This is a genomic window from Amycolatopsis sp. QT-25 (assembly GCF_029369745.1).
GTDB lineage: Bacteria > Actinomycetota > Actinomycetes > Mycobacteriales > Pseudonocardiaceae > Amycolatopsis.
The window spans coordinates 7,240,050-7,253,584 of sequence record NZ_CP120210.1 but is presented as its reverse complement, the minus strand read 5'-3'; the positions used below and the strand labels follow the sequence as shown (position 1 = coordinate 7,253,584).

General features: G+C 68.5%; 14 protein-coding genes. 5 read left to right on the top strand and 9 right to left on the bottom strand.

Annotation, left to right across the window (positions count from 1 at the left end):
* Positions 1-54: 54 nt before the first annotated feature.
* On the bottom strand, positions 55-381 hold the full coding sequence (locus P3102_RS34005) for a hypothetical protein (protein WP_276364757.1): 327 nt from the start codon (positions 379-381) through the stop codon (positions 55-57).
* 5 nt (positions 382-386) lie between these two features.
* On the opposite strand from P3102_RS34005, the gene P3102_RS34000 reads away from it, so the two are divergent.
* Together P3102_RS34000 and P3102_RS33995 are read left to right on the top strand one after the other, a co-directional pair.
* Positions 387-611 carry a hypothetical protein gene (locus P3102_RS34000; protein WP_276364756.1) on the top strand — a complete coding sequence of 75 codons (225 nt, stop codon included), beginning with the start codon at positions 387-389 and terminating at the stop codon, positions 609-611.
* A 5-nt stretch (positions 612-616) separates the two neighbouring features.
* Complete coding sequence (locus P3102_RS33995) at positions 617-1,156, top strand: hypothetical protein (protein WP_276364755.1); 540 nt, start codon at positions 617-619, stop codon at positions 1,154-1,156.
* Here P3102_RS33995 and gap read toward each other — a convergent pair.
* The 6 genes from gap to P3102_RS33965 all read right to left on the bottom strand — a co-directional run bounded on the left by gap (position 1,125) and on the right by P3102_RS33965 (position 6,011).
* Positions 1,125-2,120: a type I glyceraldehyde-3-phosphate dehydrogenase gene (gene gap / locus P3102_RS33990; protein ID WP_276364754.1), complete on the bottom strand. Its 996-nt coding sequence runs from the start codon at positions 2,118-2,120 to the stop codon at positions 1,125-1,127. The two genes, P3102_RS33995 and gap, sit on opposite strands and share 32 nt — an antisense overlap.
* A 37-nt stretch (positions 2,121-2,157) precedes the next feature.
* Positions 2,158-2,736, bottom strand: a complete 579-nt coding sequence (locus P3102_RS33985) for a TetR/AcrR family transcriptional regulator (RefSeq protein ID WP_276364753.1) — start codon at positions 2,734-2,736, stop codon at positions 2,158-2,160.
* 252 nt (positions 2,737-2,988) lie between these two features.
* Positions 2,989-3,423, bottom strand: a complete 435-nt coding sequence (locus tag P3102_RS33980) for an AAA family ATPase (RefSeq protein WP_276364752.1) — start codon at positions 3,421-3,423, stop codon at positions 2,989-2,991.
* Between the two features lie 235 nt (positions 3,424-3,658).
* Positions 3,659-4,840, bottom strand: a complete 1,182-nt coding sequence (locus P3102_RS33975; RefSeq protein WP_276364751.1) for a tetratricopeptide repeat protein — start codon at positions 4,838-4,840, stop codon at positions 3,659-3,661.
* A gap of 8 nt (positions 4,841-4,848) precedes the next feature.
* A complete protein-coding gene (locus P3102_RS33970) occupies positions 4,849-5,757 on the bottom strand; it encodes a hypothetical protein (RefSeq protein WP_276364750.1) in 909 nt (302 codons plus the stop codon).
* Entirely contained in the window at positions 5,754-6,011 is a 258-nt protein-coding gene (locus tag P3102_RS33965; RefSeq protein ID WP_276364749.1) for a hypothetical protein, read from the bottom strand. The genes P3102_RS33970 and P3102_RS33965 overlap by 4 nt, the downstream gene beginning before the upstream one ends.
* 1,303 nt (positions 6,012-7,314) lie before the next feature.
* Between P3102_RS33965 and P3102_RS33960 the strand changes: the two genes are divergently transcribed.
* Together P3102_RS33960 and P3102_RS33955 are read left to right on the top strand one after the other, a co-directional pair.
* Positions 7,315-8,121: a hypothetical protein gene (locus P3102_RS33960; protein ID WP_276364748.1), complete on the top strand. Its 807-nt coding sequence runs from the start codon at positions 7,315-7,317 to the stop codon at positions 8,119-8,121.
* Complete coding sequence (locus P3102_RS33955; protein WP_276364747.1) at positions 8,118-9,224, top strand: ImmA/IrrE family metallo-endopeptidase; 1,107 nt, start codon at positions 8,118-8,120, stop codon at positions 9,222-9,224. Before P3102_RS33960 ends, P3102_RS33955 begins: the two co-directional genes overlap by 4 nt.
* 243 nt (positions 9,225-9,467) lie before the next feature.
* Here the strand turns inward: P3102_RS33955 and P3102_RS33950 are convergent, their stop codons facing one another.
* Positions 9,468-10,901, bottom strand: a complete 1,434-nt coding sequence (locus tag P3102_RS33950) for a pyridoxal-dependent decarboxylase (RefSeq protein ID WP_276364746.1) — start codon at positions 10,899-10,901, stop codon at positions 9,468-9,470.
* A 15-nt stretch (positions 10,902-10,916) separates the two neighbouring features.
* Positions 10,917-12,023 carry a pyridoxal phosphate-dependent aminotransferase gene (locus P3102_RS33945; RefSeq protein ID WP_276364745.1) on the bottom strand — a complete coding sequence of 369 codons (1,107 nt, stop codon included), beginning with the start codon at positions 12,021-12,023 and terminating at the stop codon, positions 10,917-10,919.
* Positions 12,024-12,102: 79 nt separating this feature from the next.
* Between P3102_RS33945 and P3102_RS33940 the strand changes: the two genes are divergently transcribed.
* A complete protein-coding gene (locus P3102_RS33940) occupies positions 12,103-13,512 on the top strand; it encodes a PLP-dependent aminotransferase family protein (protein WP_276364744.1) in 1,410 nt (469 codons plus the stop codon).
* Positions 13,513-13,535 lie beyond the last annotated feature (23 nt).

Sequence of the window (13,535 nt, the reverse complement as noted above, 5' to 3'; positions counted from 1 at the left end):
CTCAAGGTCAGATAGCTTCTGACCTGCTGATATCTCGCTTTTTAGAAGTCTTGTTCACGTTTTCTCGGCGCCATTGGGCAGGCGCTGGAGCGCCAGGATCCGCAGCGCCGGTACCCGATCCTGCTGGCGCAGTCGGCGACCGAGGTGCTCGACGAGGTCGTGCAGCTGTTCGATCAGGCGATCTCGGTGCGGGAGAGCAAAGCCGAACGCAAGATGTGCGACGCGCTCGCCGAGCGCGGCAAGTCTGGTGAGGACCGCCAAGCGCTGCTGGACGATCTGTTGGCCATCATCACCGACCCGCAGATCAGCGACGAGCAGATCGGCGGCCTGATCCGGGGAGACCGGATCGGCTGTCCCCGGCTGCGGTCGCGCAGGCCACACCCCGATTGCCGCGCGATCATGGGCATCTCGCCGCCCTGGACGGCTCCTACGGATACCTGCGCCAGTCCACCCCGCAGGTCCTGGCCGCGGTGCCATTTGCCGGCGGCACCGCCGCGACCGGACTGCTGGAGGCGGTGGGCATCCTGCGCGGCCTGAACGCCACCGCCGCCGCCGGGTCCCCTCCGGCGCGCCGGAGGGGTTCGTGCCCGCGCGGTGGCGCGGCTATCTGAAGACTGTGAAAAAGTCGGGCGACAACAACGCTTACCGGCACTACTGGGAGCTGTGCACGCTGCCGGCGTTGCGGGACGGGCTGCGCGCCGGGGACGTGTTCGTGCCGGGCAGCCGCCACTACTCGGATCCGGCCGCCTCCCTGCTCACCCCGGACAAGTGGGACGGGCAGCGGGCGGAGTTCTGCCAGCTGGTCGGCGAACCCGCCCACCCGGACCGGGCGCTCGCCGCGGCCGAGGACGAGCTGGGCGAGGCACTCGGCGAGCTGGAGGAGGTCCTGGCGGCCGGGGAATCTGGTGATTCACCGTTGACCGCCGAGGACGTCCCGGACGAGGCGCGGGCGTTGAAGGCGGAGCTGACGGAGATGCTGCCGTTCGCGCCGATCGACTCCGCGATATCGGCAGAGGTGGGAACCCCGGACATGGGAATGGCGTACGGCTCGGTGAGTGGCTCGTGCAGGGAGGAAGCGAGTTCTCGACGCTTCCGCCCGGTCCGGTTTGCGTTGTGTCGGTGTTCTATGCGGCGATGCGCTGGGAGAGTTCGATGAGTCGGTGGGAGAAGCCCCATTCGTTGTCGTACCAGGCGAAGATCTTGACCTGGTCGCCGACGACTTGGGTGAGGGGTGCGTCGAAGATCGCGGAGTGTGGGTTCCCGACGATGTCGGCGGAGACGAGGGGTGCCTCGGAGTAGGCGAGATACGTCGACAGCGTGGGAGTCGCTGCTGCGGCGCGGAATGCCTCGTTGACCTCTTCGACGGTGGCGGGGCGGGTGAGCTTGGCGGTCAGGTCGGTGATCGACCCGACGGGGACGGGTACGCGGAGGGAGACGGCGGTGAGCTTGCCGTCGAGCTCGGGGATGATACGTCCGATCGTCTTCGCCGCGCCGGAGGACGTGGGGATCGTGGACAGGGCGGCGGCGCGGGCTCGACGGAGGTCGCCGTGCGGGGCGTCGTGGAGGCGCTGGTCGCTGGTGTAGGCGTGGATGGTCGTCATCAGGCCGGACTCGATGCCGAACGCATCGTGCAGCACCTTGGCCATCGGGGCGAGGCAGTTGGTGGTGCAGGAGCCGTTGGAGAACACCTCCTGGGTCACGTCGAGGGTGTCGTCGTTGACGCCCAGCACCAGCGCGGGCACCTCGCCGTCGGCGGGCGCGGAGATGAGGACCTTGCGCGCTCCCGCCGTCAGATGCCGCCGGGCACTCGCGGAGTCGGTGAACCGGCCGGTGGACTCGATGACGACGTCGACATGATCCTCACCCCAGGGGATGCGGGCGGGTTCGCGCTCGGCGGTGACGCGGATGCGTGCGCCGTCGATGAGGATCGCGTCGTCCTCGACCTGCACGCCGTCCAGGTGCCCGGCGATCGAGTCCCACTCCAAGAGAGTGGCGAGGGTCGTGGCGTCGGCGATGTCGTTGATCGCGACGACCTCGACATCCGCTCGACTGCGCAACGCGGCGCGCAGGTAGCTGCGGCCGATGCGGCCGAAGCCGTTGATTCCGATCCGAACGGTCATGAGTGGTCTCCTTCTCGCGATGGGTCAATGTCGGTGGTCAGTGGTCGGCGGCTGTGGTGGCGTGTGCGGCGTCGACCAGACCGATCGCGCCGCGGATCGCGGCTTCCATCGGGGCCTGGTCGCCCTGCGCGCGGGCGAGGACGTAGCCGCCCTGGATGACCGCGGCCAACGTCCGGGCGAGGTCGGCCGGCACGGTGCTCGCCGGCAGCTCACCGGCCGCGATCGCCTCGGCGATCGTCTGTTCCCACCGGGCCAGCATCGTCTCGAAGGCGTCGGCGACGATCGTGATGAGCTGGGCGTCCGCGACGACCTGCGGGTCTTGCGTCATCCGTCCCACCCGGCAGCCCCGCGTGCCCGGTCGCGGCAACGAGAGGTAGCGCTTCATCCGCTCCAGCGGCGAGCCCTCGCCATCCAGCAACGACGACTCGCCCGTCAGGTCCGTGGCGACCATCGACAAGGCCTCGACGGCGAGCTCGTGCTTCCCCGCGAAGTGGTGGTACATGCTGCCCTGCCCGACCCCCGCGCGCGCCATCACGTCCCGCGGGCTCGTCGCGGCGTAGCCCCGCTCCCACAGCAGCTCCGCCATCGCACCCGTCAACCGGCCCCGTGAGTCCATGCTGTAATTGTAACAACTAGTATGTACAGGACCGGAGGCCCATGCGGGACAGCCGGCAACAAGCTCCGGCGGGGCTTGCGTTGCCCCGCCTCTGTAGATGTTGAACTGCTGGGAGACGTAACCCAGCACCTTTGGTAGGCCGCGCGGCAGCGGGAAGGGCAACGCCGGAGCGACTGAATTAGCGGTCGTCCATTGGCGAATCCAGGTATCCAAGCTCTGCCCTACGCTGGGGAGGGCGCGTAGCGAAACAGATCAGATGTCAGCACTAGTGACCCGAAACCCGCGCTCGTTACCTGCCAGGGACTCTGTCCAGGCGCTCGGGAGGATCGCTTCGAAGGCCGACAGCTGGATGTCGCCTGGCCGGAGCCAGACTCGATCTGGTCGTACCTCCAGAGCTGAAGGAGTGGCTACATCTCCCGAGCCACCAACCAGTGGTGCGAACGCTCCGGCGACCGTTTCGGGGCTGATCTTCGGTGGTGGCGGGTAGAGCCGAGAGAGCCGTTCCTCTTCGAGGGTGATGGCAGTCAAGTTGGCCTGGGCGTCCAGATCCACCATAAGAACCTTGCGACCGAGCCGCCCCATCTCGATCGCAACATCGAACAACATCGTGGTCTTTCCAACGCCGCCCTTGTGATCGAAGAAGGCGATCGTCTTGGCTGCATGAGAGCCCTTGCCTGATCGATTCATGATCGATAGCCGCAAACCGGAGTCTCGTGTTACTGGGAGCCACCGGAATACGCGTCAACCTGAAGTAGGCGACCTCGATGGGCGCGATGCCGACGGGCAAGGGGCAGATCGGGAAACCGTTCGCTGGCGACGAGGACCGGGGCCTCGAACTTGCTGAGGAGCCGGTCATCACCCGATTGCACGTTGCAGTCCCGCTTGATCCTCTTGTCCGTCGGTCGTGGCAACGTCGGGGGCTTCAGTGGCTGAGGTAGGGCGAGCGTGTCTCGCACTGGATCCGGCAGTGGATCATGATCTCGGCGGTGCGTGTGGTCAGGATGTCGGTGCTGGGTTGGTGGTTCCGCTGGGTTCTCGTCTGTTCGACGTGCTCGCAGGGCGGGGGGCGGCCGGTCATGATGTGTTCGGCCCGGTCGTGGACGTAGTCGAGGTAGGCGAGCACGGCGGTGCTGCCCGCGTGGAGCGCGGACAGCAGCCAGGTGTTGGCGTGTTCTGGCTGCCGGTTTTCCTGGTAGTACAAGGCAAGCTGGAACATCGCGTCGGTGTCGCCGTGCCTGGCTTGGAGTTTCCAGGTCCGGGCGGCGGGGCTGAGATCCTGGTCTTCGGCGATGCCGCGGCGGCGTTTCCGCTTTCGCGTCACCGCGGCCTGCCGTGCGGCGTAGGGGTGGTGGTCAGCGATGCGTTCCCACCAGTGCTCGGCTCGTTCGTCCTGTTCTCCGGCCAGCAGGGATGCCAGCCGCAGGGTGGAGTCGAGGTGGCCGAGGTCGGCGGCGCGGTGCCACCAGGTTTCGGCGTCGCGGGGGCGGTTGTCTTCCAGGGCGCGGGCGCCGAGGTTGTAGAGGGCGGTGAGGTGGTCGTGTTCGGCGGCGCGGTGCCACCAGTAGTCCGCGTCCTGCTCATCACCGCGCTGGTGCAGCAGGTAGGCGAGCTGGGCTTGGGCCAGGACGTGGTCGTCTTGGGCGGCGGCCAGGTACCAGGTTTCGGCTTCGTCGGTCTCGCCGTCGCGTTCGAGCAGGAGGGCGAGGGAGTACCGGGCGTGCAGGTCGCCGTGTTCCGCGGCCTGGCGCCACCAGAAACGGGCTTCGCCGGTGGAGCCTCGCTGGTCGTGCAGATAGGCCTCGGCGGCCATCGCCGCGGGGTGCCCGGCTGTGGCGGCGCGGTGGCGCCAGGTCGCGGCGTCGGCGGCGCGGCCGTCGGTCTCATAGAGCTGGGAGAGGGCGAACATGGCGTCGGTGTCGCCGTCCTCGGCCTCGCCGAGCCAGCGGGTTTCGTCGTCGGCGGGCGCGGGTGGGCGGGCGAGGTAGTCGTCCCACAGGCTCGGCGCCGCGGGAACGCTGTCCTCGGTTTGCTGGGGCTGGGCGTCCCGGGCCGCGGCGTCACCAGGCCGGCGACGCCGCGGCAGGATGCGGATACGTCCGACCACGGCCGCTGCTACAGGCCGATGACCGGGGGAGCGGTCTTCGCGTCCGTGCCGAAAACCTCTTCGGGATCGGCCTGGACGAGGTAAGGCGGGGAGTGGCGATCCCCCTTCCGCTGCTCGGCCAGCAGTTGCCAGCGCCAGCGCAGCGACAGCAGCCAGCCCGACACCGAGATGGCGATGACCGCGAGCATCGTCATGATCAGCTCGCTGGGGACCCGCATCAGCCACAGCGTCGTGACGGCGCCGGTGAGCAGCAACACCACCAGCGTGAACACCATCAGCGCCCGCATGGTCACCATCATCGGCACCTTCGCGCCCGCTGGGACCGGCGTCGCGAACTGCGGCGGCGCGACCGACAACGGCGCCGCCTGCGGGGGAGGTGGTGTCCCCGCCGCCCCCGCGCCGGGAGGCCACGGTGCGGGAGGCCACGGTGCGGACACGGGTTGCGCTGTCTGCTCGGGCGGGGACTGCGGTTCCGGCTCTGGTGCCGCAGGCGGGGGGACCGGTGCCAGGCGCCGCGGCAGGGTCTCGAACACGGTCTCCCGCGGCGGGCCGTTGAGGACGCGGTTCGCGCCGCTCCGCCACCGATTAGCTTCTTCGGCGGTGACGTTGCACGCCTCGAGGAACAGGGTCAGGTCCTCGGGGCTGGGCAGGTGATCGGCGTGCACGATCTGGTGCGCGCGCGACTTGGACAGTCTCTTGTCGGTCAGGCGCTGCATGGTCATGAAGGAGATCTCGACCCACTTGCGCAGCTCGTCCAGCAGCCCGCAGAACTCCTTGGCCGTGGCCGCATCCTCTGCCCGGAACGACGCCGGCGACGGTCCTCGCTGCGCACGGACCGGCTTGTCCTGCACCAGCCGCAACGATGCCTTCGGCGGCCCAGACTGTTCCGGCTGCGAGAACGACTGCGGGGTGCTCATCGCGCACCGGCCGGTTCGCCGAACCCCGGCAGCCGCCGCGCAAGCGCGGCCGACGTGACCGGCCCGCCCCACAGGGCGACCACCGCCGTGGCCGCCGCCGTCGCCACCGCGGTCTGCGGGTCGAACCCGTGCAGCAGCAGCACCAGCACGAACACCAGCAGCATCGACAGCTGCGCCACCGCGCGGATCTGTTCCCCCGCGGTCTGCGAGCAGGCAACCCCTCTGGTCCCTCTCGGCGTGATCATCGCGTACATCGCAACTCCTCTTCCCCGCGCGCACAGACGCGCGGGACTCTCCAGGTTGGGTCCGGACGACACCGGCCATACACACCGAGACCGGACACCCGCGAGGCGTTTGGCGCCGCCAAGCGAGAAGTAACGAGTCCGGGACCGACAGTGACGCGACCGACCTGTTCATCATGGCCCGATGTCCCAGAAGGTGCACCGGCCCGCCGTCCGTGACCACGTCCAGGACGGCGCAGGACGGTCTTTCGCCGGAAAAGCAAAAGTGTCCTAGGTCACATTACCTTGTTCGAGTGGGTTCTCTCACCTGCGGAAACAAGGTACGGCGCGGCGGCGAAAAAGTCGTTGGCGTCCAGGACGGGGGTTTGTGCGTCCTGGACGTCCAACCCGCCTGGCGACCGGGCGGCCGGGGCCTTTACCGTGGAGGTCGGACACCCTCTTCGTGAGGAGATCCCCATCCATGTCGCCTTTCCGGTTGGGTCCGGACATGCGCTCGGATGATCAGGCGGGTACCTCGTTGGCGCGCGGTACCCGCCTAAATTTTTCGCACCCTCCACGACCAAGCGGGCCTGGCCGCATTGCCGCAGATGATCAAACGGACTACGCCGACTCCCGGACGAAGTAAGTGCTCGCCTGTACCCCGCGGCCCAAACCGCGCCCGCGCGCCCGGCCGCGCGGCGACGTCGACCGGTGCTGCGTGACACCGGCCACCCGCTGCGCGACCGGGTGCTGTGGGCACTGCTGTATGAGACCACTGCCCGTGCCGAGGAGATCCTCGCGCTCAACGTCGAGGACCGATCTCGACCGGACACGACCAACTTGGGTCCAGCACGCCGCACGGACCGAGACGTTCCCGGCCAACCTCGGCACTACCTGCGGGGCCGGACGAGCCAGCTTGCACGCCGATGAACGGACTGGCAGGACAATGGCTGGGCGCCTGCCGAGGCTCTCCTCGCGTATGCCGTGACGTCTCCGCTTGGGCTCCGTTGCCGAAGGAGAGCCTGACACGACATGGCACGGCATGACACCCGCCGCAGTCAGAAGCCCACGTTGACCTGCATAGATGGTCGAAATTCGACACTTCGTGGCACCGGCTGACAGTGCGGCGGAGGGGACTTGTAAACAGAAGGTCAGGGGTTCGAGCCCCTTGGCGCTCAAGTTCTACTTTGTCTTCGACCTGCCGACTTCATGTGCAATGCGGGTAGTTCACGTTTGCTTCAGCCTCGGTGGGCTCCGTTTCCCTCGCCGTGCCGAAGGCCGCCGACGTGGTTCATTTTCGAGCGCTCGATACTGCATTGGGGTAGAGTTCGGGCCCATGAGTGAGCAGGCGAAGGTCCTGGGCATGCTGCGTGGCTCTGGCGTGCTGGACGGCATCGCCTGGGCGCACAGGTCGGCCTACCGGCAGGTGCGCCAGGACTACAACCCTGCAGGTGGCCACAAGCAGTCCTGGATCGGCTACAACGCCTACATCTACCTGCTGGATCGTCTCGACCGGGTCTTCCAGTGCGGAGACTTCGCGGCACAGCCGGGTGAGGAATCGGTGGGGCGCGACGTGCTGGCGGATGGCATCGCCGGGCGGGACTTCCAGTCGATACCGTTGCTGCCTGCGGGCACCGTGGTCCGATATGACCTCAACGGATCTCCTGGCTGGGTGGTCGATGGCTGGCGATGGCTGCTGGCCTCGTACAAATTCGGGCAGGTCGAGAAGATTCGCTGGCCGGAGAAGAGCGATACGAAGCAGACAGTCGCGCGGCAGCCTCACTCCGAGGACGACGGTGGCCTGTTCCCGGTCACGGCGATTCCCGGCTTGCCGCCGTTGGAGGGGCTTCCGGACCACGAGCGTGATCTCCGGAAGACCTTGGTTCTCGCGCATGCGATGGACCCGGTGACCGTCGACTTCGAGCTGTTCTTCGGTCGCATCCGGTGGAACTCCGACCATGGCGATGCCTGGGTGTGGCGGGAGAATCTGCTGGATCTGCCGCCTGGGCCCCCGAAGAGCGGGGCGCGGCCGCAGCCGGTCGACCCGATTCTCCCGCCGTCCGGAGATGCCGCTGACGCGGACGTGCGAGTCCGGAGGTCGGCGCGCGGTGGCGGCGGACCGCGTGCTATTGGTGACGCATGACTGAACGGCTGGGCGATATCGCCGCCTTCTTCGACGGCGGTCGCCTGACCCTGGCTCGACAACTGGCGGGCTTGCGGAAGAACGCTCTGGCGGCGTTGATCCAGAAAACGCCTACAGCGGTCGCGGCATACGAGAGCGGGACGAAGAGACCGGCCCCGGCCACGGTAGGCGCCCTGGCGATCGCGCTGGAGGTCGCGCCGGGATTCTTTCTGGCCCGGAAGCAGTCGTTCCCGGTCGCCGCCACCGTCCCGCATTTCCGGTCATTGAGATCGACCAGTCAGATCTCGCGTGATCAGGCCTACTCCTACGGATGCCTCGCGGTCGACATCGCGACCACGATCGAGCGACATGTCGAGTTCCCGAAACGCGACTTGCCCAGCTACCCGGTATCGACCGAGGAAACCGGTGGCCGCGCCCCGGAGGAGGCGGCGTCACTGCTGCGGAAGCAATGGGAAATCCCGGAAGGACCTGTCGGGCATCTTGTCAGGCTGACCGAGAGCCACGGTGGCCTTGTCGTGTTCAGCCCCTTGGACAACGCGACGGTCGACGCGTACTCCTTCGACACGCCCGAGTGGCCGATCATCCTGCTCAATCCATTGAAGGACGACTACTACCGCCAACGCTTCGACGTGGCACACGAGCTCGGGCACTTGGTGATGCATGTGGATGCCGAACCAGGGGGCCGGATCGTCGAGGATCAGGCACACCGCTTCGCCGCGGAGTTGTTGATGCCGGCGGACGAGATCGCCGAACAGCTGCCAAGCAGAGCGGACTGGCGACGACTCGGCCAGCTCAAGCAGCACTGGAACGTCAGCCTGCAAGCCCTCTTGTTCCGGGCACGAACTCTTGGCGTCATGAGCGACGTCACCTATCGCAACGCGATGGTCACGGTGTCCTCCAAGGGGTGGCGGCGGCGCGAGCCCGGTCCGATGCCCCTGCTGGAGCGGCCGTCCCTGTTACCTCGCGCCATCGAACTCATTCGCGCCGAAACCGAGGTGGACGAACTCGCGCTGGCATCGGAGTGCCAGGCACCGCTCGAGCTGTTCAGGACCATCACGTCGCGTTCTCCGACGGTCGACTACCGTGCCGGCAGCACGAAGTAGCCGAGGCTACTTGGGTTCCGACTACCGACACCCGGCCGGCCAGTGGCAGAGTTCGTAACCGGCTACCCGAGCCTGGCCCGCCCGCGACCAGGCCCCACAGGCCGAATTCGGCTATCTCGGCTACTGCGACCGGCTACATTCGACACTTGATCACCGAACACCTCACGAAACCCGCATCGGCTATCGCCAAGACCACACTCCCGCAGCGTGAAACCCCGTGCGACTCCTGGGGGAACCGCACTGTCAACGCGGTGAGTCATCGGCCGGTGCGGGATTTCCCTTGTCGGTGACGTGCTCCGCGGCCGTGGTCAGTACCGTGCAGAGTCTGTCCACATCGGATTCGGTGGTGCGCCAGTTGCTGAACGCCACTCGGAAGCCGGGTGTGCCGTGGTACGCGGTCGGCGTGATCACGGCCTCGCCGCTGCCGGTGACCGCTCGGATCAGGGTGTCGACCCGTTCCTGGGTCGGGTTGTCGGCGAGGGTGCAGCAGACGACGTTGAGGCGGACCGGTGCCAGCAGTCGCAGCTTTGGTTCGCCGGCCAGCCGCTTGCCCAGCCGGGCGGCCAGCGCGGTGGTGCGGTCGACGATCTCCTGGTGTCCCTCACGGCCATAGGCGACCAGTGAGAACCAGGTGGGCAGCGCTCGCAGTCGCCGGGAGTTCTCGGGGGTCAGATCGGCGTACGCGGGTTCGCCGACCGGTGGCGGCAGGTAAGCGGCGACGTTCTTGAACACCGCGAACTGAAGGTCGCGGCGCCGGGTGAACTGCACCGCGGCGTCGTACGGGACGTTCAGCCACTTGTGCAGGTCCACGCAGACCGAGTCGGCTTCCGCGAGGCCGTCGACCAGCCCGCGGTGGCGGGGCGACAAAGCCGCGAAGGCGCCGAAAGCGCCGTCCACGTGCAGCCAGAACGGGAACCGCTCCTTCAGCGCCGCGATCGCGCGAAGGTCGTCGAAGTCCACGGTGTTCACCGTGCCGGCGTTGGCGACCACGATGGCGGGCTGTCCGTCCAGCGCCGCGAGGGCTTCGGCCAGGCGGTCGACATCCACCGCCTCCCGCTCGGGCAACACGGGTACCAGGGTCAGCTCGTCCCTGCCGATGCCCAACATGGACAGTGCTTTGTAGACACTCGAGTGCGGGGTCGCCGAGAGCACCGGGATCCGGCCGAGCGCGCGGACGCCGGCGTGGGTCACCGAGATGCCGGCTTGTTCGCCGAGCCATTCCCTGGCCACCGCGAGGCCGACGAAGTTCGACATCGTGGCACAGGTGACGAAGGCGCCGTGGTGTTCAGTGCCCAGGCCGAACAGTTCCGCGAGCCAGCCGATCGTCTCGCGCTCCAGGTCGACCGCGGCCGAATCTCCTCCGGAGGCGGCGTTCTGGTCGTACGCGCTGGTCAGCCAGTCTCCGGCCACCGAGGCGGGGGTGGCGCCGCCGGTGACGAACCCGAAGTACCTCGGACCGGCGCTGCCGGAGAACCACGGTGCCCAGCGTTCCTCGAACCGGGTCAGCGCGCCGGCCGTGCCGATCCCGGCCACGGGTGTCGGGGCGGCACCGGCCTCAGGCGCTCGCGCGGCGACCGGCCGCGTGTCCAGGCTGGTGAGCGCGCGTTCGGCCGCGGCTCGGGTGGCCATCAGCAATTCGGGCAGGTCGTCCAGGTCATCGGTGAGCTTGGGGTACATCGGTCATCTCCGGGTTCACTGGGTGAGGGCGTCGGCGAGGCGGCCGAGTGCGGTGCTGAAGTCGTCGGCCGGAAGGTGGCCGAAGCCAAGCCGGAACACCCTGTCGTGCTCGCCGAACCATGAGCCGGGCGCGACGCGGGTGTCGCTCTTGGCGAGGCGGGCGTAGAAGGTGGCGACCGCGTCGTCGTGCGGGAAGAGGTCGGCGGGCAGGCGTAGGCAGCACAGGGCGCCACCGTCCGGGCGGACGATCTCGACGGGCTCGTCCTGTGCCCAGTCGACCAGTTCGGCGAGCGCTCGGCCCAGCCGGTTGGCGCGTGGGCGGAGAATTTCCTTTCGCCGGCGTAGGACATGTGCGGCCAGGAACTCGTCGACGGTGGAGCAGGCGATGGTGGTGTGGAACTTGGCTTGGCGGAGCCGTTCGTACAGTTCGGGGTCGGTGGTGGTCAGCCAGCCGATGCGCAGGCCGGGTGCGCCGTTCGCTTTGGACAGCGAGGAGCAGGTGACGAGCTGTGGCGACATGGCCGCGGCCGACCAGGGTGTCGGGTCGTCATCGTAGGTGGACTCGCGGTAGGTCTCGTCGACCAGCACGACCGCCTCCGGTGCGCGATCCGCCACGACGGTGAGCAGTCCGCGCAGCTCGTCGTCGGTGAACCGGACACCGGAAGGATTCTGCGGTGAGGCCAGCGACACCAGCCGGGTGCGGGGGGTGAGCGCGTCGGCGACCGTGTCCAGTGCCAGCCGGTACCCGTCGTCGAACGACAACGGCACCACGTCCACCCGTGCACCGAGCCCTTCCGGGACGGTTCGCGCAGGCGGAAAGCACGGCGTGATAAGGAGAACCCGATCACCCGGGACGCAGGTGGCCTGTGCGAGCAGGAACATCGCCTCGATCGCGCCGACCGTCACCAGCACCTGTTCGGCGCGCACCCCGGCACCCGCGGCGATCAGCTCACGCAACTCGGTGTCGCCGCGTGAGGTGCCGTAACCGAGTGCCATGTCCGCGAGCTCGCCAGGGTCGGCCAGATCAGCGACCCGCAGTGGCGGGCAGGTGCTCTCGGCCAGGTCGTAGCGGATCGAGCTGTCGATCAGGCTGGTCATGGAGCTGGGTGGGAAGGTGGTCATGTCGTCCATGGTCGAAGCAAGCCCGCTGTCGCGGCAGAGCCAATACCGCTAAATTGGTTTGCTGATGGAGCCAACCGGGTTGAACGAGCGCCTCGGTCGCTGGTCATCGGGCCGCGGACCGCTGTATGTCCTGCTCGCGGCGCGGCTGCGCACGCTGATCGATGACGGCGAGCTGCCGCCGGGCTCACGACTGCCACCCGACCGCGCGCTGGCCTCGGCGCTGGCGGTCGGCCGCAGCACGGTCGTCGCAGCGTACGACCAGCTCGCGGTGGAGGGCCGCATCGTGCGTCGGCAGGGCAGTGGCACCAGGGTCGCCGGAGCCGCCCCGACACCGCTCCGATCCACCACGGACGCGCCGGCGTTCCTGCACCTGTTCGAACCGAAGGACGGGGTGATCATGCTGGCGTGCGCCGCACCGGCCGGTCCACCCGCGGAGCTGATCGAGGCGTATACCCGGATCCTGCCGCAGCTGGCGGCCACCACGGATGACATCGGCTACCACCCGATGGGACACATCGCGCTGCGCCGCGCGATCGCCGAGCGCTACCGGCAACGTGGCGTGCCCACGACACCGGACCAGGTGCTGGTCACCACCGGCGGGCAGCAGGCGCTGTCACTGCTGGCACGCGCGCTGCTCCGGCCCGGCGACCGGGTGCTGGTGGAGACCCCGACCTACCACGGTGCACTGGAAGCGTTCCGGGCAGAGGGCGCCGTGCTGCGGGGGATGCCCGTCGGGCTCACCGGTTTCGCGAATGCCTTGGCCGAACCCCGTCCCGTGCTCGCCTACACGATCGCCACGCACCACAATCCCACCGGTGCGGTGATGCCCGCGTTGCGACGGCGGCGACTGGTGGAGACAGCGGCCGCCGCCGGTGTCGTCCTGGTCGACGACGAGGTACTCGCCGATCTCGGGTTCCCCGGCGAATCGACACCGCCGCCGTTGGCCGCCTACGACGACCAGGTGATCACGATCGGGTCGTTCAGCAAGGTCGCCTGGGGCGGCCTGCGTATCGGTTGGGTACGGGCACCGGCCCGGGTTGTCGCACGACTGGCGCGGCTGCGGGTCGTGCATGACCTCGGCGGCAACATCCCCGCGCAGCTCGCCGCCGTCGACCTGCTCTCCCGCCTGGACACGCTCCAGCGCCGCGGCGCCGCAGAGCGACAGGCCCGTCACGACCACCTCCGTACCGAGCTCGCCCGGCAGCTACCGGACTGGCACGTGCCCGCCGTGCCCGGCGGCCAGACCCTGTGGGTTCGGTTGCCGCACGGCGACGGGACGTCCTTCACCCAGACCGCCCTGCGCCACGGCGTCGCGGTGCTCCCGGGTACCGGACTCGACGCGGAAGGAGGCAGCACGGACCACCTGCGGCTCCACTTCCTCGCAACGCCGGACGACCTCACTGAAGCCGTCCAACGCCTGGCCGCTGCCTGGCGCGGCTACCGCCCACCGCCCGGCCGGATTCCCTCGATGCCGACCCTGGCGATCTGATCCAGCCCGACCTCCCCCGGCAC